This window comes from Streptomyces sp. NPDC088746, from assembly GCF_044751065.1.
Lineage (GTDB): Bacteria > Actinomycetota > Actinomycetes > Streptomycetales > Streptomycetaceae > Streptomyces.
The window spans coordinates 639,684-660,644 of the sequence record NZ_JBIVLA010000004.1 but is presented as its reverse complement, the minus strand read 5'-3'; the positions used below and the strand labels follow the sequence as shown (position 1 = coordinate 660,644).

Annotated in this window: 20 protein-coding genes; 12 read left to right on the top strand and 8 right to left on the bottom strand. The window is 70.3% G+C overall.

Going from position 1 to position 20,961, the window contains the following annotated elements:
- Window positions 1–144 precede the first annotated feature (144 nt).
- Window positions 145–1,047: an alpha/beta fold hydrolase gene (locus ACIP63_RS21910; protein WP_401518000.1), complete on the top strand. Its 903-nt coding sequence runs from the start codon at window positions 145–147 to the stop codon at window positions 1,045–1,047.
- 106 nt (window positions 1,048–1,153) lie between these two features.
- Here the strand turns inward: ACIP63_RS21910 and ACIP63_RS21905 are convergent, their stop codons facing one another.
- Window positions 1,154–1,657: a MarR family winged helix-turn-helix transcriptional regulator gene (locus ACIP63_RS21905; RefSeq protein WP_401517999.1), complete on the bottom strand. Its 504-nt coding sequence runs from the start codon at window positions 1,655–1,657 to the stop codon at window positions 1,154–1,156.
- Window positions 1,658–1,746: 89 nt separating this feature from the next.
- On the opposite strand from ACIP63_RS21905, the gene ACIP63_RS21900 reads away from it, so the two are divergent.
- Complete coding sequence (locus tag ACIP63_RS21900; protein ID WP_401517996.1) at window positions 1,747–2,649, top strand: NAD-dependent epimerase/dehydratase family protein; 903 nt, start codon at window positions 1,747–1,749, stop codon at window positions 2,647–2,649.
- Window positions 2,650–2,726: 77 nt separating this feature from the next.
- Here the strand turns inward: ACIP63_RS21900 and ACIP63_RS21895 are convergent, their stop codons facing one another.
- Complete coding sequence (locus tag ACIP63_RS21895) at window positions 2,727–3,554, bottom strand: acyl-CoA thioesterase (protein WP_401517994.1); 828 nt, start codon at window positions 3,552–3,554, stop codon at window positions 2,727–2,729.
- A 170-nt stretch (window positions 3,555–3,724) separates the two neighbouring features.
- On the opposite strand from ACIP63_RS21895, the gene ACIP63_RS21890 reads away from it, so the two are divergent.
- The 8 genes from ACIP63_RS21890 to ACIP63_RS21855 all read left to right on the top strand — a co-directional run bounded on the left by ACIP63_RS21890 (window position 3,725) and on the right by ACIP63_RS21855 (window position 11,549).
- Window positions 3,725–4,726, top strand: coding sequence for an NADPH:quinone oxidoreductase family protein (locus ACIP63_RS21890; protein ID WP_401517992.1), 1,002 nt, complete (start codon window positions 3,725–3,727; stop codon window positions 4,724–4,726).
- Window positions 4,708–5,151 (top strand): nuclear transport factor 2 family protein, encoded by a 444-nt coding sequence (locus ACIP63_RS21885; protein WP_401517989.1) that lies wholly within the window; start codon window positions 4,708–4,710, stop codon window positions 5,149–5,151. The genes ACIP63_RS21890 and ACIP63_RS21885 overlap by 19 nt, the downstream gene beginning before the upstream one ends.
- A gap of 213 nt (window positions 5,152–5,364) precedes the next feature.
- On the top strand, window positions 5,365–6,276 hold the full coding sequence (locus tag ACIP63_RS21880) for an LLM class F420-dependent oxidoreductase (RefSeq protein WP_401517987.1): 912 nt from the start codon (window positions 5,365–5,367) through the stop codon (window positions 6,274–6,276).
- 58 nt (window positions 6,277–6,334) lie between these two features.
- On the top strand, window positions 6,335–7,369 hold the full coding sequence (locus ACIP63_RS21875; RefSeq protein WP_401517984.1) for an aldo/keto reductase: 1,035 nt from the start codon (window positions 6,335–6,337) through the stop codon (window positions 7,367–7,369).
- 44 nt (window positions 7,370–7,413) lie between these two features.
- Entirely contained in the window at window positions 7,414–8,715 is a 1,302-nt protein-coding gene (locus ACIP63_RS21870; RefSeq protein WP_401517981.1) for an acyl-CoA dehydrogenase family protein, read from the top strand.
- The gene (locus tag ACIP63_RS21865; RefSeq protein ID WP_401517979.1) at window positions 8,712–9,488 is read left to right on the top strand and encodes an SDR family NAD(P)-dependent oxidoreductase; all 777 of its coding nucleotides are present in this window, start codon (window positions 8,712–8,714) and stop codon (window positions 9,486–9,488) included. The genes ACIP63_RS21870 and ACIP63_RS21865 overlap by 4 nt, the downstream gene beginning before the upstream one ends.
- On the top strand, window positions 9,488–10,519 hold the full coding sequence (locus tag ACIP63_RS21860) for a phosphotransferase family protein (RefSeq protein WP_401517977.1): 1,032 nt from the start codon (window positions 9,488–9,490) through the stop codon (window positions 10,517–10,519). Before ACIP63_RS21865 ends, ACIP63_RS21860 begins: the two co-directional genes overlap by 1 nt.
- Window positions 10,506–11,549: an MBL fold metallo-hydrolase gene (locus ACIP63_RS21855; protein WP_401517974.1), complete on the top strand. Its 1,044-nt coding sequence runs from the start codon at window positions 10,506–10,508 to the stop codon at window positions 11,547–11,549. Before ACIP63_RS21860 ends, ACIP63_RS21855 begins: the two co-directional genes overlap by 14 nt.
- Before the next feature lie 64 nt (window positions 11,550–11,613).
- Here ACIP63_RS21855 and ACIP63_RS21850 read toward each other — a convergent pair whose 3' ends face one another.
- From ACIP63_RS21850 to ACIP63_RS21840, 3 genes are all read right to left on the bottom strand, one after another.
- Complete coding sequence (locus tag ACIP63_RS21850; RefSeq protein WP_401517972.1) at window positions 11,614–12,423, bottom strand: FadR/GntR family transcriptional regulator; 810 nt, start codon at window positions 12,421–12,423, stop codon at window positions 11,614–11,616.
- Between the two features lie 160 nt (window positions 12,424–12,583).
- A complete protein-coding gene (locus tag ACIP63_RS21845; RefSeq protein ID WP_401517969.1) occupies window positions 12,584–14,188 on the bottom strand; it encodes a carboxylesterase/lipase family protein in 1,605 nt (534 codons plus the stop codon).
- Window positions 14,189–14,474: 286 nt separating this feature from the next.
- On the bottom strand, window positions 14,475–15,527 hold the full coding sequence (locus tag ACIP63_RS21840) for a 2,3-butanediol dehydrogenase (RefSeq protein ID WP_401517966.1): 1,053 nt from the start codon (window positions 15,525–15,527) through the stop codon (window positions 14,475–14,477).
- Window positions 15,528–15,699: 172 nt separating this feature from the next.
- On the opposite strand from ACIP63_RS21840, the gene ACIP63_RS21835 reads away from it, so the two are divergent.
- A complete protein-coding gene (locus ACIP63_RS21835; protein ID WP_401517965.1) occupies window positions 15,700–16,302 on the top strand; it encodes a TetR family transcriptional regulator in 603 nt (200 codons plus the stop codon).
- Between the two features lie 59 nt (window positions 16,303–16,361).
- On the opposite strand, the gene ACIP63_RS21830 is transcribed toward ACIP63_RS21835, so the two are convergent.
- Both ACIP63_RS21830 and ACIP63_RS21825 read right to left on the bottom strand, forming a co-directional pair.
- A complete protein-coding gene (locus ACIP63_RS21830) occupies window positions 16,362–17,453 on the bottom strand; it encodes a hypothetical protein (RefSeq protein WP_401517964.1) in 1,092 nt (363 codons plus the stop codon).
- 65 nt (window positions 17,454–17,518) lie between these two features.
- A complete protein-coding gene (locus ACIP63_RS21825) occupies window positions 17,519–18,646 on the bottom strand; it encodes an ABC transporter permease (RefSeq protein ID WP_401517962.1) in 1,128 nt (375 codons plus the stop codon).
- Between the two features lie 266 nt (window positions 18,647–18,912).
- Here ACIP63_RS21825 and ACIP63_RS21820 point away from each other — a divergent pair, with 266 nt between their 5' ends.
- On the top strand, window positions 18,913–19,590 hold the full coding sequence (locus ACIP63_RS21820) for a TetR/AcrR family transcriptional regulator (protein ID WP_401517960.1): 678 nt from the start codon (window positions 18,913–18,915) through the stop codon (window positions 19,588–19,590).
- 125 nt (window positions 19,591–19,715) lie between these two features.
- Here ACIP63_RS21820 and ACIP63_RS21815 read toward each other — a convergent pair whose 3' ends face one another.
- Complete coding sequence (locus tag ACIP63_RS21815; RefSeq protein WP_401517959.1) at window positions 19,716–20,942, bottom strand: cytochrome P450; 1,227 nt, start codon at window positions 20,940–20,942, stop codon at window positions 19,716–19,718.
- Window positions 20,943–20,961: the final 19 nt, after the last annotated feature.

The window sequence follows — 20,961 nt, the reverse complement described above, 5'->3', positions numbered from 1 at the left end:
GTTTCGCCGTGACTCCGGGGTATCGATCCACGGCGAGCCGGAGACGCCATTTGCTTGCCTCGGCAAGTAGATGCAGACTGGTTGTTGCTCAGGCAAGTAAGTCGTGCCCGTCAGCGTGACGGTACCGCCACTTCGGAGGGACTCATGACCAGTCGGATCTCGCTCCTACCGCCCGTCGAGGGCCAGGCTGTCCAGGGCCTGCCGGACTTCACGCACCACTACGCGGAAGTGAACGGGGTTCGTCTGCACTACGTCGACGGCGGCAGCGGCGAGCCGGTGGTGCTGCTGCACGGCTGGCCCTTCACCTGGCTGGAGTTCCGCGCCACCATGCCCCTGCTGGCGGCGGCGGGCTACCGGGTCATCGCTCCGGATCTGCGTGGTTTCGGATTCTCCGACAAGCCGGAGAGCGGATACCGGAAGACCAACGTCGCGCGGGACGTCGCCGAGCTGGTCGAGCGCCTCGGGCCGACGCCCGTCAACCTGGTGGGCCAGGACATCGGGATGATGGTCGCATTCGCGCTTGCCGCCTCCCGGCCCGAACTGGTGAGAAAGGCCGTGCTGGGCGAGGCGCTGATCCCCGGCTACGGCCTGGAGGATTACATGGACCCCGCCCGTGGCGGCTATGGACACTTCGCCCACCACATGCAGGTGGACCTGGCCACCCGGCAGACCGAGGGCCGGGAGGAAGAGTTCCTCGGTCCCACGTGGGACATGATGTCGGTGAGCAAGGACAAGTCCTGGACGAGGGAACTACTGGCCACGTTCCAGGCCCCGGGCGGCATGCGCGGCGGGTTCCAGCACTACGGCACCCTGCTGGAAGACATAGAGGAGTCCCGCGACCTCCTGGGCGAGAACAAGCTCGCCATGCCGGTGCTGACCCTCAACGGCGAGCACGGCATCCCTGCCGCCCAGACCGCCGGCAGCGTGGCACGCGTGGCGGAACCTTCCCGCTTCGAGCAGGACATCGTCCCCGGCAGCGGACACACTCTGGGCGAGGACAACCCCGCCTGGTACGCGGCCCGCCTGGACCGCTTCTTCCGCGGCTGACTTCCTGCGCGCCGGCATGGCTGCGGACGCCGCGAGCGTACCCGCTGCCCGGACCGGCGCCGGAAGTTCTCCGGCAACCTCGACAGGCCACGCGCGCTGCGGGCGGTCAGTCCCGTCCCTGGGCGGTGGTGCAGGAACGGTCGGGGATGAGTGAGGCGGTCACGGCCCGGAGGGCGTCGGCAAGTGCCGGTACGGAGCCTTCGGGCAGGTGATCGAGGAAGCGCCGGCGCGCGCTGGCCTGGTGCGTCGGCCGGGCGCTCTCCAGGCACGCCGTGCCTTCGTCGGTGAGGACGGTGACATTGCCGCGCCTGTCGGATCCGTCCCGTTCCTTGGCCACCAGAGACCTGTCCGCCAGCGCGGTGACGAGCCGGGTGATCCGGCTGGGGGTCAGCCCGGTCCGTGTCGCGATCTCCGACATGCGCAGCCTGCGTCCCGGAGCCTCGCTGAGCACGCTGAGGACGGAGAACTCCGTCAGCGGAAGGCGCGTCGCCTGAAGCATGTCCTCCTCCAGCAAGCGGGGCAGTGCATGGACCAGACGTCCCAGTTCACGCCAGACCTCTGCCTCCTGCGCCGACAGCACCGGATCCCTTGCCTCTGTGGATCTCGTCATGTCCCCAGTCTGCCATGTCCTTGCCTGAGCAAGTTACTGTGTTACTTGCCTAATCAAGCAAGTAAGTTGATCGAACGGGAAGTCCCTCCATGAAGATCCTCGTCCTCGGCGCCACCGGCTACGCCGGTTTCCACATCGCCCGTGCGTTGCGCCAGGAAGGTCACACCGTCCTGGGCCTCACCCGCGACGCCACCAGCCCCCGGGCCGCGGAGCTCCTCGTCGAGGAGGTCCGGCCCGTCGAGGGGCTGTTGTCCGACCCCGAGACCTATCGCGGGGCACTGGAGGAAGCGGACGCCGTCGTGTGCGCCGCCCTCGACATGAACGACCCGCTCGGCAGCGACCGCACCCTCTTCCGGGCACTGCGTGAAGCCCAGGACCGTACCGGGCGCAGCCGCCACTTGGTGTTCACCACCGGCATCACCTTCCTCGCCTCCACCGGTCAGGTGTGGGACGAGGAGACACCCGCCGATCCCGACAACCCGCTGCACCTGCGTGCCCAGGCCGAACAGGAGCTGGCGGCCGGCGGCCTGCCCCACACCGTGCTGCGCCCGTCCTTCATCTACGGCGGCAGCGGTCGCAGTTCGAAGTCCGCCCAGTGGTTCGCCGATGCCCGAGAGGGCCACCCGGTCTTCTACGGCGACATCACCAAGCGCTACACCTGGGTCCACGTCGACGACCTCGCCGCCGCCTACGTCGCGGTCCTCCGACGGCCTGAGGCGGTCGACGGCCAGATCATCATGCTCGGCGACGAACACCGGCCCACCCTCCTCTCCGTCCAGCAGGCGTGCCTGGACGCCGCGGGCTACACCGGCGACATCACCTTCGAGAGTGCGGACGCCGGCGGCTTGCTGGAAAGCTGCGCCGACCGCGACGAACTCGTCACCAGCGCCAAGGCCCGCGAACTGCTCGACTGGCGGCCCCGCCACCCCGGCATCCTGGAAGACACCCTCACCTACTACGCGGCATGGGACCGGGCACATACGCAGAGCTGAACCTCAGGCCCCTCCGGCCTGCACGGCGCCGGTCGACATCACTCCCGGGCCCCCGCGCCCGGGAGTGGTCCCCTCGCTCACGTGCTCGGACGCAGCAGCCCCTCCTGGGCGACCGTGGCCAGAAGCCTGCCCTCCAGGTCGTACATGCGGCCCTGGCACAGGGCCCGGCCGCCGCCGGCCCAGTCGCTCTCCTGCTCGTAGAGCAGCCACTCGTCCAGGCGGTGCGGTGCGTGGAACCACATGGTGTGGTCGAGACTGGCGAAGCTCAGGCCGCCCTCCGTCATGATCCCGCTGTGCGGTGCAAGGGCGGTGGACAGCAGCAGTGCGTCCGACACGTAGGCCAGGGCGCCGGTCTGGGTGACACGGTCCTGCGCGAGCGTGTCGGTGGTGCGCAGCCACACGCGCTGCCGGGGAGACCTCCGCTCTCCTCGCCGGGCGGCCAGCCGAGGCAGTTCCTCGGGGAAGCGGAATTCCAGGGACCTGCGCTGCTGCAGATCCTCCAGCCAGGCGCGGTCGACGGGGTGCGAGGCGGCGAACGCGGAGCGGGCCGAGGGCAGTTGCTCCGGGGCGGGGCCGTCGGGCAGGAGCGCCTGGTGGGAGAAGCCCGGTTCGGGGACATGGAAGGAAGCCGTGAGCAGGAGGACGGTGCGGCCGTGCTGGACGGCCTCAACCGTCCGGACGGAGAAGGACCTGCCGTCGCGCACCACCGCGGCCCGGTAGTGGACCGGTGCCGCCGGGTCGCCCGCGCGCAGGAAGTGGCCATGGGCGGAGTGGATCGCCCGGTCCGCCGGCACGGTGCGGCAACTCGCCACCACGGCCTGGGCGAACACCTCCCCGCCGAAGGTGCGTGCCTCCTCGCGCGCGGGTGGGCGGGTGCGGAAGTTCATGGAGTCCAGCTGCTCCATCTCGAGGAGCGTGGACAACCGGGGTAGCGCCTCATGCGGGGCGGAGGCTTCATGGTCTGTCCTCAGCATGACAAAGAGAGTATATTAAGTTAACGGTTTTGGGGGCTGCTCCTCCGTGCGGCGGCCTTACGGAGCTCGGACCGCCCACAGCTCACGAAGGAGTGACGCCCATGCGTGCCGTGGTGTGCCGCGAGTACGGTCCGCCGGAAAGCCTGACGGTCACGGAGGTGTCCGACCCCGAACCCGGACCGGGAGAGGTGCTGGTGGGTGTACGCGCAGCGGCGGTCAACTTCCCCGACGTCCTGCTGGTGGGCAACCGCTACCAGATGAGCGTGGACCCACCGTTCGTCCCCGGCAGCGAACTGGCCGGGGACGTCCTGGCGACGGGGCCGGGCGTGGAAACCTCCCTGCGCGGCACACGCGTTTTCGGCGCCGTGCAGCACGGTGCCTTCGCCGAACGGGCCGTACTGCCCGTCGCCGCCCTCACCGCCGTACCCGACGCGGTGGGCTACGAGGAGGCAGCGGCCTTCGGGGTGGTCCATCTGACCGCCTATCACGCCTTGCGCTCGGTCGCCGGGGTGCAGCCGGGGGAGTGGGTCGTGGTGCTCGGCGCCGCCGGTGGCGTCGGGCTGGCCGCGGTGACGCTCGCGACGCAGCTCGGTGCCAGGGTGATCGCGGCCGCCTCGGGACCGCACAAGCTGGAGCTGTGCCGCACCCGCGGCGCCGGGCACCTCATCGACTACACCACCGAGGATCTTCGATCCAGGATCAAGGAGGTGACCGGCGTCGGAGCCCACGCCGTCATCGACCCGGTCGGCGGCCGGTGGTCCGAGCAGGCGCTGCGAGCGACGCGCTACGGCGGCACCTTCGTCACCATCGGCTACGCGTCCGGCGAGATCCCGGCGGTCCCGCTGAACCTCGTCCTGCTCAAGGGAGTCGCCGTCCGGGGCATGGAGCTGCGGACCTTCGCGGAGCACCGGCCCGAGGAGGCCCGTCGCAACCGTGCCGAGCTGATGCGCCTCCTTGCCCAGGGCCGGATCACCCCGCATGTCTGCGCGACCTTCCCGCTGTCCCGCGCGCCCGAAGCGCTACGGCTCGTCGCCGGTCGTCAGGCGCTCGGCAAGGTACTCATCGACCCCACCACGGAGGTGCCATGGAGCTCGAAGAACTGATCGCCCGGGAGAAGGTCCGTGACACCGTGGCCCGCTACGCCTGGTCCGGTGACCGCTTCCGGCTCGCGGAACTCGCGGGGTGCTTCACCGAGGACGGAGTCCTGGAGGTGAAGGGCGGCGGCACCGCCCGAGGCCGGACGGCCATCGAGGAGATGCTGGGCGGTAACAGCCGCTCCGGCAGCCGCCCCGTCGGCGACGGCTTCTTCGTCCGCCACTTCGTCACGAACCTCTCCTTCGACAGCGTCACCACCGAACGCATCGAGGCGTCCGCCTACTTCATGGTCCTCACCGACCGGGGCCCCGACCACTGGGGGCGCTATCGCGACGTGTACGTGCCGGTCGCGGACCGCTGGCTGCTCCGCCACCGGCTGGCCTCCGTCGATACCGCGCGCGAGGAGGGCTGGTTCGCGGGACGGGCGGGATGAGCGGCGGGCGTCCCTTCGCGGGAAGGACTGCCCTGGTCACCGGGGGCGGCAAGGCTGTCGGCGGGCGGCTGGGTCCGGGGCGCGACCGGCGCTGGACCCTGAACGAGGGGTTGCGCTTCGGGTGACCACGGACACCGCGGGCCGCGACACGGGTTCCTTGCCCGTCGCGTAAATAGATGAAAGAGTTAACTGTATCTTAGGATGGGAGAGCGCGTGAAGTTCACCGTCGAGTACCCCGTGAGCGCGGCCGGGTACGACCGGGCGTTGGTCGGGCGCAAAGGTATGGAGCAGGTCGTCCGGGCGGCGGAGGACTGCGGCTACGACGCGATCGCCTTCACCGAGCATCCGGCGCCCTCCAAGAAGTGGCTGGACGCCGGAGGTCACGAATCCCTGGATCTCACCTCGGCGTTGAGCTTCTGCGCCGCGCTCACCGGCCGGATCCGGCTGATGACCTATCTGCTCGTCCTGCCCTACCGCAACCCCTTCGTCACAGCCAAGGCCCTCACCACCGTCGACCTGCTTTCCGACGGCCGGCTCACCGTCGTCGCCGGAACGGGCTACCTGCGCTCGGAGTTCCGTTCCCTCGGTGTGGAGTTCGCAGAGCGCAACGAACTCTTCGACGAGGCCCTGGAGGTCATGCGCGGAGCCTGGACGACCGTCCCCTACGCCTACAAGGGCCGCCACTTCGAAGCCGGCGGCGTCGCGTCCGTGCCTCGGCCCGCCCAGGCCGGAGGCCCCCCGGTGTGGATCGGCGGCAACAGTTCCCGGGCCCGTGCCCGAGCGGCCCGCAACCAGGGCTGGAGCCCGCTGATGGTCAGCGACGAGGTCGCCCGTACCACGCGCTCGCCCGGCATTTCCACGATCGAGGCCCTCGCTTCGCACATCACCCGCGTGCGCGAGGCGGCCGCAGCCGAGCAGGGCGGTGACGCGCCCTTCGACGTGCAGGTGCAGACGCCCGCCTCCCGTCATCTTCTGGAGGGCGGCTCGGCCGAAGAACACCGGGACCATCTCGGCCGGCTGGCGGAGGCAGGGGTCACCTCCTTCGTTCTCCAGACTCCCGGCGACAGCGCGGGCCGTGCCGCCGATTCACTGCGGGAATACGCGGAGACCGTCGGAATCCGCTGAACCGGCCCACAGACGTGTCAACGACAGCCCGCTGTGACAGCGGGGAGGGAGCCGAGCCATGCGCATGCGTCATCTCGGGAAGTCGGGCGTGCAGGTGTCCAGCCTCTGCCTGGGTGCGATGTCCTTCGGGGCGATGGGCAACCGCGACCCGGAGGACTGCGTACGCATCGTGGACCGTGCCCTGGAGTCCGGGATCAACTTCGTCGACACCGCGGACGTGTACTCACAGGGCGAGTCCGAGCGGATCATCGGCCGTGCGCTGCGCGGACGGCGCGACGACGTGGTGCTCGCCACGAAGTTCTACAACCCGATGGGTAAGGGCCCCAACCAGCGGGGCGCATCCCGCCGCTGGATCATGAAGGCGTGCGAGGACAGCCTGCGCCGTCTGGGCACCGACCGCATCGATCTCTATCAGGTGCACCGCCCGGACGAGCACACCGATATCGACGAGACCCTCGGCGCGCTGACCGATCTGCGGCGCCAGGGAAAGATCGTGATGGCGGGAACCTCCACCTTCCCTGCCGAACGGATCGTCGAGGCCCAGTGGGCGGCCGAGCGCGGTGGCCATCTGCGGGTGCGCTGTGAACAGCCGCCGTACTCCATCTTCGTACGCGGCCCCGAGCGGGACGTCCTGCCCACCTGCGAGCGGTACGGCATGGGGGTCATCGTCTGGAGCCCGCTCAACGGCGGCTGGCTCACCGGCAAGTACCGCAAGGGTGCCGAACCCGTCGGCGACAGTCGCTTCGCCCGGCTGGGCGGCCGCGGCTCCTGGACCGTCGACACCCCGGGTGCGGGGCGCAAGACGGAACTGCTCGGTGAGCTGGAGAAGACCGCGCGCGACGCCGGCACCGACCTGATCGGCCTGGCCCTCGCCTTCACCCTCTCCCACCCTGCTGTCACCTCGGCCATCGTCGGCCCTCGAACCCTGCAGCAGTTGGAGAGCCAGCTCCCGGCTGCCGACCTCACCCTCGCCGACGAGATCCTCGACCGCATCGACACGATCGTGGCCCCCGGCGAGAACGTCAGCCGCCTCGACTACTCCTACGAGCCGCAGGCCCTGCGGCACACCCCCCGTCGCCGCGTCCGCCACTGACCACGCGGCGCCGTAACCACTGACAACTCCGAAGGAGGCCGACCATGTGGGACTTCTCCACGGATCCGGATTTCCAGCAGAAGCTGGACTGGATGAAGACCTTCGTACGCGAGGAGGTGGAACCGCTCGACCTGCTCTTCCCGGCGGGCGGCGATCCCTACGACACCTCCAACGAAGCAGCCCTCGCCATCCTGCGCCCACTCCAGCGACAGGTCCGCGAACAGGGCCTCTGGGCCTGCCACCTCGGCCCCGAACTCGGGGGCCAGGGCTACGGCCAGCTGAAGCTGGGCCTGATGAACGAGATCATCGGACGCTCCTACTGGGCGCCGACCGTCTTCGGCACCGCCGCGCCCGACACCGGGAACGCCGAGATCCTGGCCATGTTCGGCACCGACGAGCAGAAGAAGCGCTACCTCCAGCCGCTGCTGGACGGTGAGATCGTCTCCACCTTCTCCATGACCGAGCCCCAGGCCGGCGCCGACCCCAAGGAGTTCGTCTGCCGCGCCTGGCGCGAGGGCGACGAGTGGGTCATCGAGGGCGAGAAGTGGTTCTCCTCCAACGCCCGTTACGCCGCCTTCCTCATCGTCATGGCCGTCACCGACCCCGACGCGAAGCCGCACGAGCGGATGTCGATGTTCGTCGTCCCCGCCGAGACTCCGGGCATCGAGATCAAGCGCAACGTCTCCACCATGGCCGAGCGTGACGAGCTGGACGAAGGCATCCACGGCTACCTGAGCTACCACCGTGTCCGGGTGCCCCTGGACGCCATGCTCGGCAACCCGGGAGAGGGCTTCAAGGTGGCGCAGGCCCGGCTCGGCGGAGGCCGTGTCCACCACGCGATGCGTACGGTGGGCAAGTGCAACCGTGCCCTGGAGATGATGCTGGAACGCGCCGTCTCCCGTCGCACCCAGGGTGAGCGGCTGGCCGACAAGCAGGCCGTACAGGCGATGATCGCCGATTCGCACATCGAGCTGCAGCAGTACCGGCTCCTGGTCCTGAACACCGCCTGGGTCATCGACAACCAGCCGCACGGAGCCGCCCGTACGCAGATCGCCATGTGCAAGGTGGCGATGGCGAAGGTCTACCACGACATCGTGCAGCGCGCCGTCCAGATCCACGGCTCCCTCGGCACCACGCATGAGACGCCGCTGGCCGACATGTGGATGGGAGTCCCGTCCCTCGCACTCGCGGACGGGCCCACCGAGGTGCACAAGGTGACCGTCGCCCGGCAGTTGCTGAAGAACGCCGAGCCCGCGCCCGGCCTCTTCCCGACCGAGCACCTGCCCACCAAGCGCGAGGCCGCCCGCCGGCGTTACGCGGACGTGCTGAAGGAGTACGCCCTGTGACGCCCCAGGGCAACGAACCCGGCGGGGGAGTCGCCCAGCTCTTCGACCTGACCGGCAAGGTCGCGCTCGTCACCGGCGGAAGCCGGGGCCTGGGCCGGGAGATGGTGCTCGCCTTCGCCCGCGCCGGTGCCGACGTCGTGATCACCAGCCGCAAGGCCGACCGCTGCGGCGAGCTGGCCGAGGAGGTCGAGGCACTGGGCCGCAAGGCGCTCGCCCAGGCCTGCCACGTCGGGCGGTGGGACGAGATCGACACACTCGTCGACGTCGCCTACGAGCGGTTCGGCAAGGTCGACATCCTCGTCAACAACGCGGGCATGTCTCCGCTCGCGCCGTCCTCGGAGGAGACCACGGAGGAGCTGTTCGACAAGGTGGTGGGCGTCAACTTCAAGGGCCCCTTCAGGCTCGGCGCCCTCATCGGCCGCAGGATGGCCGACGGTGACGGGGGCTCCATCATCAACGTCTCCTCCTCCGGCGCGCTCATGCCGCAGCCCAGGTTCGGCCCCTACGCCGGGGCCAAGGCGGCCCTCAACGCGCTCACCCAGGTCCTCGCCCTGGAGTACGGGCCGAAGGTGCGGGTCAACACTCTCTCCGCCGGCCCGTTCCTCACCGACATAGCCACGTCCTGGCCCGAAGAGGCACGGCAGCGGACCCGCAGCGCCGTGGGTCACCCCGGCCGGCCCGAGGAGATCGTCACGAGCGCGCTCTACCTTGCCAGCCCGGCGTCCAGCTACACCACAGGTGCCCTGCTCAGGGTGGATGGAGGACTCTTCTGATGTCGGGCACCCTCACGGGCGTGGACGGTCTCGTCAAGGACCTGCGGACACGCGCAGCGGCCGCCGCGCGGGCCCGCCACCCCGGAGCCGAGGTGGTATCGGTCGAGCCCCTCACCGGTGGGGCCTCCAGCCTCACCTTCGTCGCCGAGCTCACCGGCGTACCGGAGGACGAGGAGCGCGTGGTGCTGAAGGTGGCACCGCCGGGGCTCGCCCCCGTACGCAACCGCGATGTGCTGCGCCAGGCCACGCTGATGCGCGCCCTGCACGGCCGGCCGGGGGTTGCCGTGCCGCCGGTGTACTTCGAGGACGCCGGGGATCCGCCGGGTGTGCCGCCGTTCGTCGCCATGGGTTTCGTGCCGGGGGAGTGCTCCGAACCGGTCCTTCAGGACAGCCGTGACCCCGCCGACTTCACCGAGATCCGCTCCCGTGCGCTCGACGCCGCGGCGGTACTCGCCGCGCTGCACCGGGTCGATCCCGCCGAGGCCGGCCTCGGCGACGAACCCGTCGTGGGTCTCGGTGACGAGATCGACCGCTGGACCCGGGCGTTCACCACCGTTAACGCGGACCTCCAGGGCGACTACGAGGCCTGTGCGGTGGCGCTCCACGCCACCATGCCCGCCGCGCTGCCGCCCGTGGTCAACCACGGCGACTACCGGGTGGGCAACACCCTGTGCCAGGACGGCCGTGTGACGGCGGTGATCGACTGGGAGATCTGGTCGGTCGGCGACCCACGCGTGGACCTGACCTGGCTGACGTTCTTCACCGACGAGGCCCGCCACCCGGCGGCCCCCACGGACGCGCCCAGCGGCATGCCGACCGCACGGGAACTGCTCGACGCCTACTCCGGAGGTGGTGCCGAACTCCCGGACATGGCCTGGTTCGAGGCACTGACCCGTTACAAGGAGGCGGGGGCGACCGCCCTGCTGATCAAACGTGGGCGCAAGCACGGCGAACTGTCCCCGCAGATGCGGCGCATGGTCCCGGCGCTGCCCGAACTGCTGAGGGAGGCGAGGGGCCTTGTCGGCGGCTGACCCCGGGCTCCGCCCGCTGCCTCCGGTCGAACGGGTGCGGCCCGGCCTGTGGAGTGTTCCCGTACCGCTGCCCAACACCTCGCTGCGCTATGTGCTGGTCTACGTCTTCGAAACGGACGCCGGGCCGTACCTGGTCGACGCGGGCTGGGACACCGACGAGGCGTTCGAGGCGCTGAGCGCTGGGCTCACCGCGATCGGGACCCGGGTCGAGGAGGTGCGAGGCGTGATGGTGAGCCATGTGCACCCCGACCACTACGGTCTCGCCCACCGCGTCCGGGAGGTCTCCGGCGCCTGGGTCTCGCTGCATCCGGCGGACGCCGCGGTCCTGGACCGCCTCGAGGGTGACGGGCCGGTCGAGTCGACGACAGCGACCCTGCGTGCGTCGGGTGCCCCGCGCGAAGTACTGGAACGGCATCGCGAAGCCATGGCCCGTTTCACCGTACGCAGTCGCATCCCGCGCCCCGACCTGCTCCTGGACGACGGCGCCGAGCCGGAGGTGCCGGGCTGGAACCTGACGGGCCTGTGGACACCCGGGCACTCGCCGGGGCACATGTGCTTCTGGGAACCGCGGTACGCACTGCTGCTGTCGGGCGACCACGTGCTGCCGCGGATCACCCCCAACGTCCCTCCGCCGACAGGAGCGAACGACGACACTCTCGGTGCCTATCTGCGTTCCCTGGAACGCCTGGAGGGCCTCGACGCGGCGGAAGTGCTGCCGGCGCACGAGCACCGGTTCGCCGGCCTCGGAGGGCGGCTGGCCGAGCTGCGGGGGCACCACGAGAGCCGGTTCAAAGAGGTGCTGACAGCTCTGGAGGCGGGTGCGCGGACGGTGTGGGAGGTGGCCGGCCGGATGAGCTGGTCCCGGCCCTGGGAGTCGATGGACGGCTTCGCGCAACGTGCGGCGGCAGGGGAGGCGTTCGCGCATCTACGGGCACTCGCGCGCCGCGCGGAGGTGCACGAAGAGAGCGGTGAGCCACTGCGGTGGCGGGTGGTGCGGACGGCCGACGACGCGTGGCGACGACCGGGGTGAGACGCACTGTGCCCGGCCACGGGCCGGGCACAGGGGTGCGTCAGGGGACCGTGGCCCGGCGGGCTCAGTCGAAGAGGTCCACGACCGCGTTCCCCTGCTCCCCCGGCAGGAGATGCGCGGCGGAGACCTGCATGTGCTTGCGCCAGTGCTCCTCCGCCCCGTCCGCGTCGGAAACGGCGACGAGGTCCACGAGCTTGGTGTACGAGCGGATCATCTTGCGGAACTCGCTCGTCGAGCGCACCGGGTCGAAGAGGCGGGAAACCGTCAGTGCGAGGTGACTGCCGATGACCTCGCGGAGCATGCCGGCCTGCATCATGAGGGTGCGGTTACCGGCCCGTTCCAGGATCAGGTCGTGGAACTCCTGGGTGGCCATCGACCAGGCCACCGGGTCCTCCTGCCCCGTGCCGGCAGTCTCCTCGACCATGTCACGGAGCCGTTCGACACATGCCCTGAGGTCGTCCACGTCCTCGGGGGTACGGCGGCGGGCCAGCATGGCCGCGGCGGCCGGCTCGATCACGATGCGGGCTTCGTAGACGTCGCCGATGGTGACCTGGTCGACCTGGAGCAGCAATCCGACGTAGCGGGCGGCGACGCCCAGATCGGGTGCCATGACCTGGGCGCCGCCACGCGCGCCGCGCCGGATGCTGATCAGCGACTCGGCTTCCAGGATGCGGAAGGCCTCGCGCAGGGTCGGACGCGAGACGCCGAACTGCTGCATGAGCTCGGTCTCCGGGGGAAGTGCGTCCCCCTCGCCGAGCTCACGGCGGACGATGCGGCTGCGGAGACGGGACGCGATCAGTTCGGCCATCTTCGGGGCACGGATTGCCGCTCCAACCGGAGCCATCGGCTTGCGGTGGTTGGTGTCCGTACCCACAGAATCTCCCTAGGAAAGCGTTGCTTCAGCCTACTGTATGGAGGCCCTAGCAGCGCTTCCTGCTGCCGCCCTCCACCACGGCCTTCTCGATCATATTACTTATTGTGCTTTTTTCGTGACGCGCCGGGGGTCACCCCGTGGCGCGAATCGTGTCCGGAGGTCAGATGGCGGGGTTCCAGAAGGCGCAGTGGTGCTGTGTCGCGAAGGCCGCGGAGCTGACGGGGCCTATGGCGCCGGGGGCGAGGTTCTGGATGGGAGGCCGGCTGCCGGTGAAGCGCGGCCAGGGCGGTGTGCCGGATGCCGTGGGGGTGTGGTTGCGGGCGAAGGACGTCCAGTAGCCGATCATCTGCCGGGAGAGGGCCTGCTGCGCCTGGGTCAGTTGAGCGGTCCCGGGCATGCGGAATAGGTAGGAGAGTTCGGAGGCGTGGGTGGCGCCGAGCGAGTCTCCCCCGAACAGGGAGGGCGCGTCGGGATCGGTGAACTCGTAGGCGTGGACCGGGAGCCGGCCGTTGGCGAGGCGGCCGGCGTTCAGGGTCCGGCAGGAGAAGCTGGAATCGCCGAGTACGGCGGAGAAGGCTTCGGCCGGGCTCGGGTAGGCGCTGAGGGGATATTCCTGGGCGATGTCGGCCGCGGGAACGCCGGAGGACAAGGCGGCCGTGCGTGTGAGGGCGGCCAGATAGCTGGCCTGGTCGGTGGGTGGCTCGCCGTAGGCGCCGCTGTGGACGAAGCCGCGGCCTTCGTCGAGGTTGCTGCCGAGCATCAGGGGGACATGGTTGTGCTGCCCGGCGCGGAAAGCGTCGCCGAAGCCGCGTGGGAGCACACCGCCGCCGGCCGCGGGGATGGAGGCGAGCTGTGTCGCGTTGGGACTGCCTCCGACGGTTGCGGCGGCGCTGTTGATCTGGTCCGGTGACGCGGCACGCAGGCAGGCCAGGTCGGTGGCACAGCCGAGCTGGGCGGCCACTGCCGTGCCGAAGCTCTGGGCCCGGGCCATCGGAGTGGTCGGCAGTGCGCAGCCGCTCTGGGCGATTGCGGTGTGGAAGAGCCCTTCCGCGAGCGGGGAGACGACCTGCTGGCACACATAGGTGGCGCCTGCGGATTCACCGAAGATGGTGACGTTGCCGGGGTCCCCGCCGAAGCCGCGGATGTTCTGCCGCACCCAGCGAAGGGCCGCCTGCTGGTCGAGCAGGCTGTAGGCCCCGGATCCCGTGGCCGGTGCCTCGGCGTCCAGGCCCGGCAGAGCGAGGGCGCCGAGCATGCCCAGGCGGTAGTTGATGGTCACCACGACCACACCGCCGCCGGTGACCAGGGGAGTGGGGTCGTATTCCGAACCGGCCCCGCTGACGTAGGCACCACCGTGGAGCCACACCATCACCGGAAGGCCGACGCTCGGGCGGTTCTGCGGCCGGTACACATTGAGGCTCAGGCAGTCCTCACTGCCGCCGGTCTGCTGGGGGCACTGGCTGCCGAAGGCTGTTGCCGGGCGGACGCCGTTCCACGCGGCGGGCGGGGCAGGCGGCTTCCAGCGCAGGCTCCCGACGGGAGGAGCGGCGTAGGGAATACCGGCGAACCGGTCGGCTCCGGCCACCGAGCTGCCTTGCACGCGCCCCTGCCGCGTATCGGCCACCGGAGCTGTCTGCGTGGCGGCGGCCTGGCTTCCCACCGACGGAAGACCGTCTGGCGGCACGGCAGCCAGGGCGGCGCCGGGCAGTGCGGAGAGCAGGAGGGCGAGGGCGGTGGCCCACCCTGTGAGCTTGGGCGCTCGCATGCCGCGTAACGAGAATCTACGTGTCGGATACATGGCAGGTGAATCTAGAGGTGCCCGTGGCGAGGGCAAGGGTGCCCGTCCTGTGAGGTGGGTATGTCACATCCGGACCGCAGGACTTGACTCCGGGTAGCTTCAGTGCCTCCGTCAGTTGCCCTCGGTCCCGGCGAGTACGTCGGCCCCTCGATGCCGGAGCCGGCCTCAGCCTCAGCCCCTTGTGACACGGGCGGAGAGCGTGCACGTGCGGGCCGGTCCGGGCGGCGCGTGGATCGCGCGCCGCCCGCGACGGCTACGGGTGTACCAGGATCTTGACGTGCTGGTCCGGTGCATCGATGAGTGCGTCGAACCCGTCCCGTACGGCGCTTTCGAGTGGGATCCGGGAGGAGACCAGGGCGTCCGGGTCGATCCGGCCGTCGGCCACGGCGGCGATGACCTGCGGGAAGTCGTCACCGTTGTAGGCGAGGCTGCCGGTGTAGACGATCTCGGTGGTCAGCAGGGTGGTCGGGGAGAACTCGACGGGGCGGCAGGGTGCGACGGCAACCGCCCGGCCGCCCTTGCGCAGCACGCCGATCAGGCTGTCCACGGCGGGCTTTCCCGCGCCGGAGGCTTCGAAGGACGTGTCCACGCCCCGCCCCCCGGTCGCTTCGCGGACGCGTTCCAGGAGGCTCTCGGACAACGGGTCGACGACGAGATCGGCTCCGTACTCGGTGGCTGCCTCGCGGCGGGCCTTGTTGGGCTCGCTGACGATGACGGTGCCCGCACCCTGGGCCTTCGCGGCCATCAGCAGGCCCAGTCCGATGGGACCGGCCCCGACGACGACGGCGGTCTCGCCCGGCTGGAGGTCCGTGCGGCGCACCGCGTGCCAGGCGACGGTCAGCGGTTCGATCAGGGCGCCCGTCTCCGTGCTGACGTTCTCCGGCAGCAGATGGATCCGGTGGGCGGGGAGCACGACGTACTCCGACATTCCGCCGCCCCAGCCGTTGATGCCCACGAAGCCGCTGTTCTCACAGAGGTTGGTCTCGCCGCGCAGGCAGGCGGGGCAGGTGCCGTCGAAGATGGTCGGCTCCACGACCACGGGTGCGCCGACGGGTATGTCGGTGACGTCGTCCGCGATCTCGGTGACCCGGCCCGAGAACTCGTGGCCGATGGTGTGCGGGCCGGGTTCGCCGGTGACGGGGTGCTCGTACTCGACCGGATAGGGCAGTGCCTTGTAGAAGTGCAGGTCGGAGCCGCAGATACCGGCCCACTCGACCTTCACCTTGACCGTGCCGGGGCGCAGTGGCGGCTCCGGGATGTCGTCGAGACGCAGATCGCGGGGGCCGTGCAGACGCAGAGCGCGCATGGTGGTGCCTTTCCGGGATCCGGCCGAGGGGGCGGTGAGTACCCCCGGCTGTCGAGCCGCCCGCTCCGGATCCGTGCTGTCCAATGTGGTGCCAGCTTCTGTCAGGATGGCAGAAACTGCCACCTATGAGGATTCCACGTACGCTGGTCGGCGTCAAGGGAGGTCGGACCGTATGAGCAGCCCGTCACTCACGGAGCGGCGCAGGGCAGCCACGTTGCTGGACATCTCCACCGTGGCTGTGGCGCTTTTCGCGGAGCGGGGTGCGCAGCAGTGCACCGTCGCGGACATCGCGCGCGCCGCAGGGGTGTCCGAGCGGACGTTCTACCGGTACTTCGCCACGAAGGAGCAGGTGATCGCCCCCGCGCTGGCCGCCGGCATGCGCACCAGCGAGGAGGTGCTGGCCGCGCGCCCGGCCGACGAACCGCTCCTCGACTCGTTGCGGGCGTCGTTCGAGGCCGCGTTGCTGGGTAACGAACGAGCGCCGCACGTCCGGCGGTTCCTCGCCGCGATGCTCGACGACGAGGCCCTGTACGCGGTGTGGCTGCACGTCGTCCACGACGCCGAGCCGGGCATCGCCGCCGTGCTCGCCGCCCGGACCGGTCTGCCCGCCGGCTCCACGGACATCGCCCTCACTGCCGCCTGCGTGGCCGTGGCCTTCCGCATCACCCTCGAACGCTGGGCCCGCGCCGATCCAGGCGATCCCGCCGCCCTGAACCCGGTCCGCGCCGCCGAGGAGGCGCTGGGGGTCCTGGTCCGCCTGCCGCTGACCGCATAGGCCGGCGGCCCGGCCCCTTCCGGGTCCGGGCCGTCGGCGGCTGGTCGCGTGGATAATTCTCAGTTTGCGGGTACGGCGGCCTTCGGCCTCTTGGCAGAGAGGTCGGCGCCGGCCTCCCCGGTCCCCTCGGCCACCTTGCTGCCGGGCGTCTTCCTGCGGCGCCGCACCAGTTCCACCACCGCGTTGAGCAGCAGTCCGGCCGCCCCCCAGAGCGCGATGGTCAGAACATGTCCGCCTACACCGTGGCCGCCGAAGTAGAGGATCGAGCGGACCGATTCGAGTGTGGCGGGCGTCGGCAGGAAGCCGTGCAGGGACTGGAACAGCACCGGTTCCACGTAGGTGGAGAGCGCGCCGCCGGAGGACGGCACGCCGAGGAACATGAAGAGCGTGACGGCCGGAATCACCGCGAGCGGGCCGAGGAACCGGGCGAGGAGCGCGGTGAACATGGCCACCGAGAAGATCATCAGCGAGCCGACTCCGAGAAGTTGCCAGGCATGGCCCTCGAACGCGCCGATCACCGGTCCGGCGAGGGCCCAGATCGACACGGCCATCAGAGCCGCCCAGCCGGCGAACAGCGGAACCATCTTCCGGAGCTTCATCAGTTCCGGTGCTGCCGTGGACACGACCACGACGAACATGAAACCGGCCATCACGAAGCCGATCGTGAGATAGAGGCTGCTGGTGCCCATGTTGTCGTGGGCCGGCAGCGGCGCCAGGTCCTGGACGTCGAGCGTGACGTGCTGCTCGGCCGCGACCTGACCGAAGGTCTGGGTGACGACCTGCTTGAGGCTCGAACCCCCGGCGCCCGCGAGGTACAGCACGGCGTCCTTCTCGCCCTCGACCGGCAGCACGTACGCGCCGCCGATCTCCTGGTCGTGAACCAGGTCCTTCGCGGTGTCCACCGACGTCTCGACCCTGATGTCGAGGGCGCCGCCGGCCTCGGCCGACAGTGCGTCGGCTGCCCCTTGCGCCTGCTGGACGCTGGAGCCCACCACCGCGACGGGCAGGTTGTTCGGGGTGGGGGAGTGCATCGCCGAGACGAAGATGCCGACCATGAGCACGGTCATGAGGAGCGGGAAGAGGCCGAGAACGACGTACTTCTTCACCGGTGAGGGGGCTGGGGCGGCGGGCGCCGCTTCGGTGGGTGCCACGGATATCTCCTCCGGGAGGGCTACGGGGTGGCCCGGGTGGGGCCGGCCGGGGTGGAGGCTGTCGGTCACGCGGAGGTCAGAGCTCCCTGGGCGCCCGGCGAACCGGCCGGAGAGCTCGACGGAGTGTCGGCCGCCTCGTCCGGCCCGCGCGACGTGCGGCGCCGCAGCAGGTCAATGCCCGCGGTCAGCGCAAGGCCCGCGACCGCCCACGCGGCCAGCACCAGCAGATGCGGGCCCACTCCGTCGCCGCCGAAGTAGAGGATCGAGCGAAGCGTCTCACCGGCCGCCGGCAGCGGCAGCACGTGGTGGAGGAATCCGAAGAAGCCCGGGACGGAGTGGATCGACATCATGATGTTGGAGGCCGGAACTCCGAGGAACATGAAGAGCGCGATTCCCGGCACGACCGCCAGGGGCCCGAGGAGCCGTGCGAAGAGCGTCTGGCCGAGACCGACGGCGAACACCGAGAGCCAGCCGAGGCCCAGGACGGGCAGTACGTGCCCGTCGATCGCACCGATGAGCGGTCCGACGATGACCCACACCAGGGCGCTGACCAGCGCCGACCAGCCCGCGAGGAGGGGTACCAGGCGGCGCAGCGGCAGCAGTTCGGGTGCGCCGCTGGTGAGGACGGTGACCAGCATGTATCCGGCGAGCATCCAGCCGATCGCGGTGAACAAGGTGGTGACGCCCATGCCGTCGGACGCGGGCAGCGGGGCGATGTCCTGTTGTTCCAGGGTGAGCTGCTGCGCGTCGGCGACCGGCTGGAACACGGACTGCACCATCTGCACCTGGGCCGCGCCCGCGGCCTGGGCGGTGTACAGCACGGCGCCGTCGTCCGAGCCTTGGGCGGGGAGGGCGAGTGCTCCGGCGATCTCACGGTCGTGGACCAGCTGGCGCGCCTCGTCGGCCGTCGCCACCACGCGGACCTCCACGGGTGAGCCCCCGGTCGCGTTGAGGCTGTCCGCCAGTGGCTGAGCCTGCGCGGCGGTGCCGGTGACCGCCACCGGCAGGTCGCGTGGGGTCGGTGCGTGCATCGAGCCCGCGTAGATGCCGACGAGCATCATCACGAGGACGAACGGGAAGACCACCATGAACACGTACTTCTTGGTGTTCCCGCCCTTCGGTGCCCCCTTGTCCACCTGGGGCCCGGCGGGCTGTCCGCCCGTGGGCGATCCCGAGGACTCTGCGGATTCCATGTACTGCTCCCTGTGCTGTCCGGGGATGGGGAAGGTGATGCCGCGCGGCGGCGTCGCGGGTGGGCGTGCGACCGACCGGAGAAGGATGGGTGCGGTGCGGGCGGCCGTGCCGGCCGGCTGCGTGCCACTGCCGTGACTTCGAGGATACGAGTTTTTGTCGCGTTGTGCCAATTCTGGCGCGACGTGACGTTAAATGTAAGGTGAACTCCGGTCCTCCCGTCGTCGTAGAGCCGCGGCGGGCGTCGAGGAGCCCGAAGGAGCCGATCATGGAGAACTGCCCGGGTGACGTTCCCGGTGATTCCACCGCCCCGCTTCTGCCCCCGCGGCCGCGGGCCGGCCGGCCGGCGCTCTCGGAGAGCCGCAGGGAAGCGGTGCGACTGGAGATCGCGCTGGCCACGGTCCGGCTGTTCCAGGACAAGGGGATCCAGGCCACGTCCGCGGGGGAGGTGGCCCACTCGCTGGGGATCTCGACCCGCACCCTCTGGCGTTACTTCCCGACCAAGGAGTCGTTCGTCCGCCCCTTGCTCACCCACAGTTTCGACCGGCTCCTCGCCCACCTGCGGAACTGGCCCGCCGACCGGCCGCTCGCCGAGGCCCTCGACGAGGTCGGCGCGTCCGTCGGGAGCGGCCTGAGGCATGTGCGCACCGTGGTACGGATGACCCGGACCGAACCGGCTCTGCGGTCGGTGTGGCTGGGGGTCGCCGACGGGTTCTCCCATGCGCTCGCCGATGTCGTGGCCGAGCGCGACGGCGTGGCCGCCGACAGTCTCGTGGCCGGGGTGCGAGCGTCAGCACTGGGCGGAGCCATGGTCGCCGCCGTCGAGCACTGGGCTTGGGAGGAACCCTCGGCGGAGGGGGCGACGCTCGTGGAGGTCATCCGCGAGGCGGTCGAACTCGCCGGTGCCGGGCTGTACGGGGAGAGGGAGAGCGGGAACCTTCGCTGAACGGCGGGGTGGTCCCGTGTGTTCGCCGGTGTGGGCGACAATCCATGCCGGGTCAAGGCGAAAGTGCCCCGGGTCCGCACGACTGTGCGGACCCGGGGCACTTCAGGGGGCGGCCGACCGGTGGGTCAGCGGGTGACCATGAGCTTCTTCACCGCGTAGTTGGTTCCGAGGACGTCCATCGGTACCTCGTCGACCGGAACCGCGAGGCGCAGGTCGGGGAAGCGGGTGAACAGGCGGGGCAGCACCGTCTTCAGTTCGGCGCGGGCGACGTTCTGGCCGAGGCACTGGTGGACGCCGTAGCCGAAGGCCAGGTGGCGGGTGATCTTGCGGTCGAAGTCCGGGATGTCGGGGTCGGTGAAGATCCGCGGGTCACGGTTGGCGGCCGGCATCGCCACCACCACGAGTTCTCCGGCGCGGATGGTCCGGCCGCCGATCTCCACGTCCTCCAGAGCCACCCGGCCGAGGCCGAACTGCACGATGGTGAGATAGCGCAGCAGCTCCTCGACCGCCGGGCCCGCCTTCTCCGGGTGCGCGACCAGGTCGGCGCGCTGCTCGGGGTGGGTGAGGAGGGTCAGCGACGAGAGGCCCAGCATGCTCGCCGTGGTGTCATGACCGGCGAAAAGCAGCAGGACCCCCATCCCGATGACCTCGTCGTCGGTCAGGAACCCGTCCTCTGCGTCGGCGTGCCCGATCAGCTCGGACAGGATGCCGTCCTGGACCTTCGTCCGGCGCTTCTCGGCGACCAGCTTGGTGATGTAGTCGATGAGCCAGTGCGCGCCCGCGTCCCGCTCGGCGCGGGGCCTGCTCATGTCCATGAGCTGCTCGGTGGCTTCGTGGAAGCCGTCGCGGTCCGCGTACGGCACGCCGAGCAGTTCGCAGATGACCAGGCAGGGGATCGGAAGGGCGAGTGCCTGGATGAGGTCGAAGGTGGCCGGGCCGGCCTCGATCGCGTCCAGGTGCTCGTCCACGATGCGGTCGATGTACGGCTGGAGCTTCTGTGCCACGGACTTGGGAGTGAACCGCCCGGACAGCAGCCGCCGGTACTGGCTGTGGTCGGGCTCGTCCATCATCACGAACGTGGGGTTGAACGGGGCGTCCTCGCCCGCCTCTGACGACTCTCCCTCCGGGGTGTCGTGGCGGGGGCGGCGGGCGGACAGCTTCGGATGACCGAAGACCTCGCTGCCCTCCTCGAAGCGGGTGACCAGCCAGCCCGAAGTCCCGTTCGGGAATCGGACCTTGAGGATCGGCTGGTCTTCGCGCAGGGCGGTGTACTCGGCCGGGGGGTCGAGCAGCGCGGTACGCGCGACGGGCATGGACGGCAGGGCGTCGCCCGTGTGGGCCGGGGAAGTCATGGGGGTCTCCGTAAAGCAG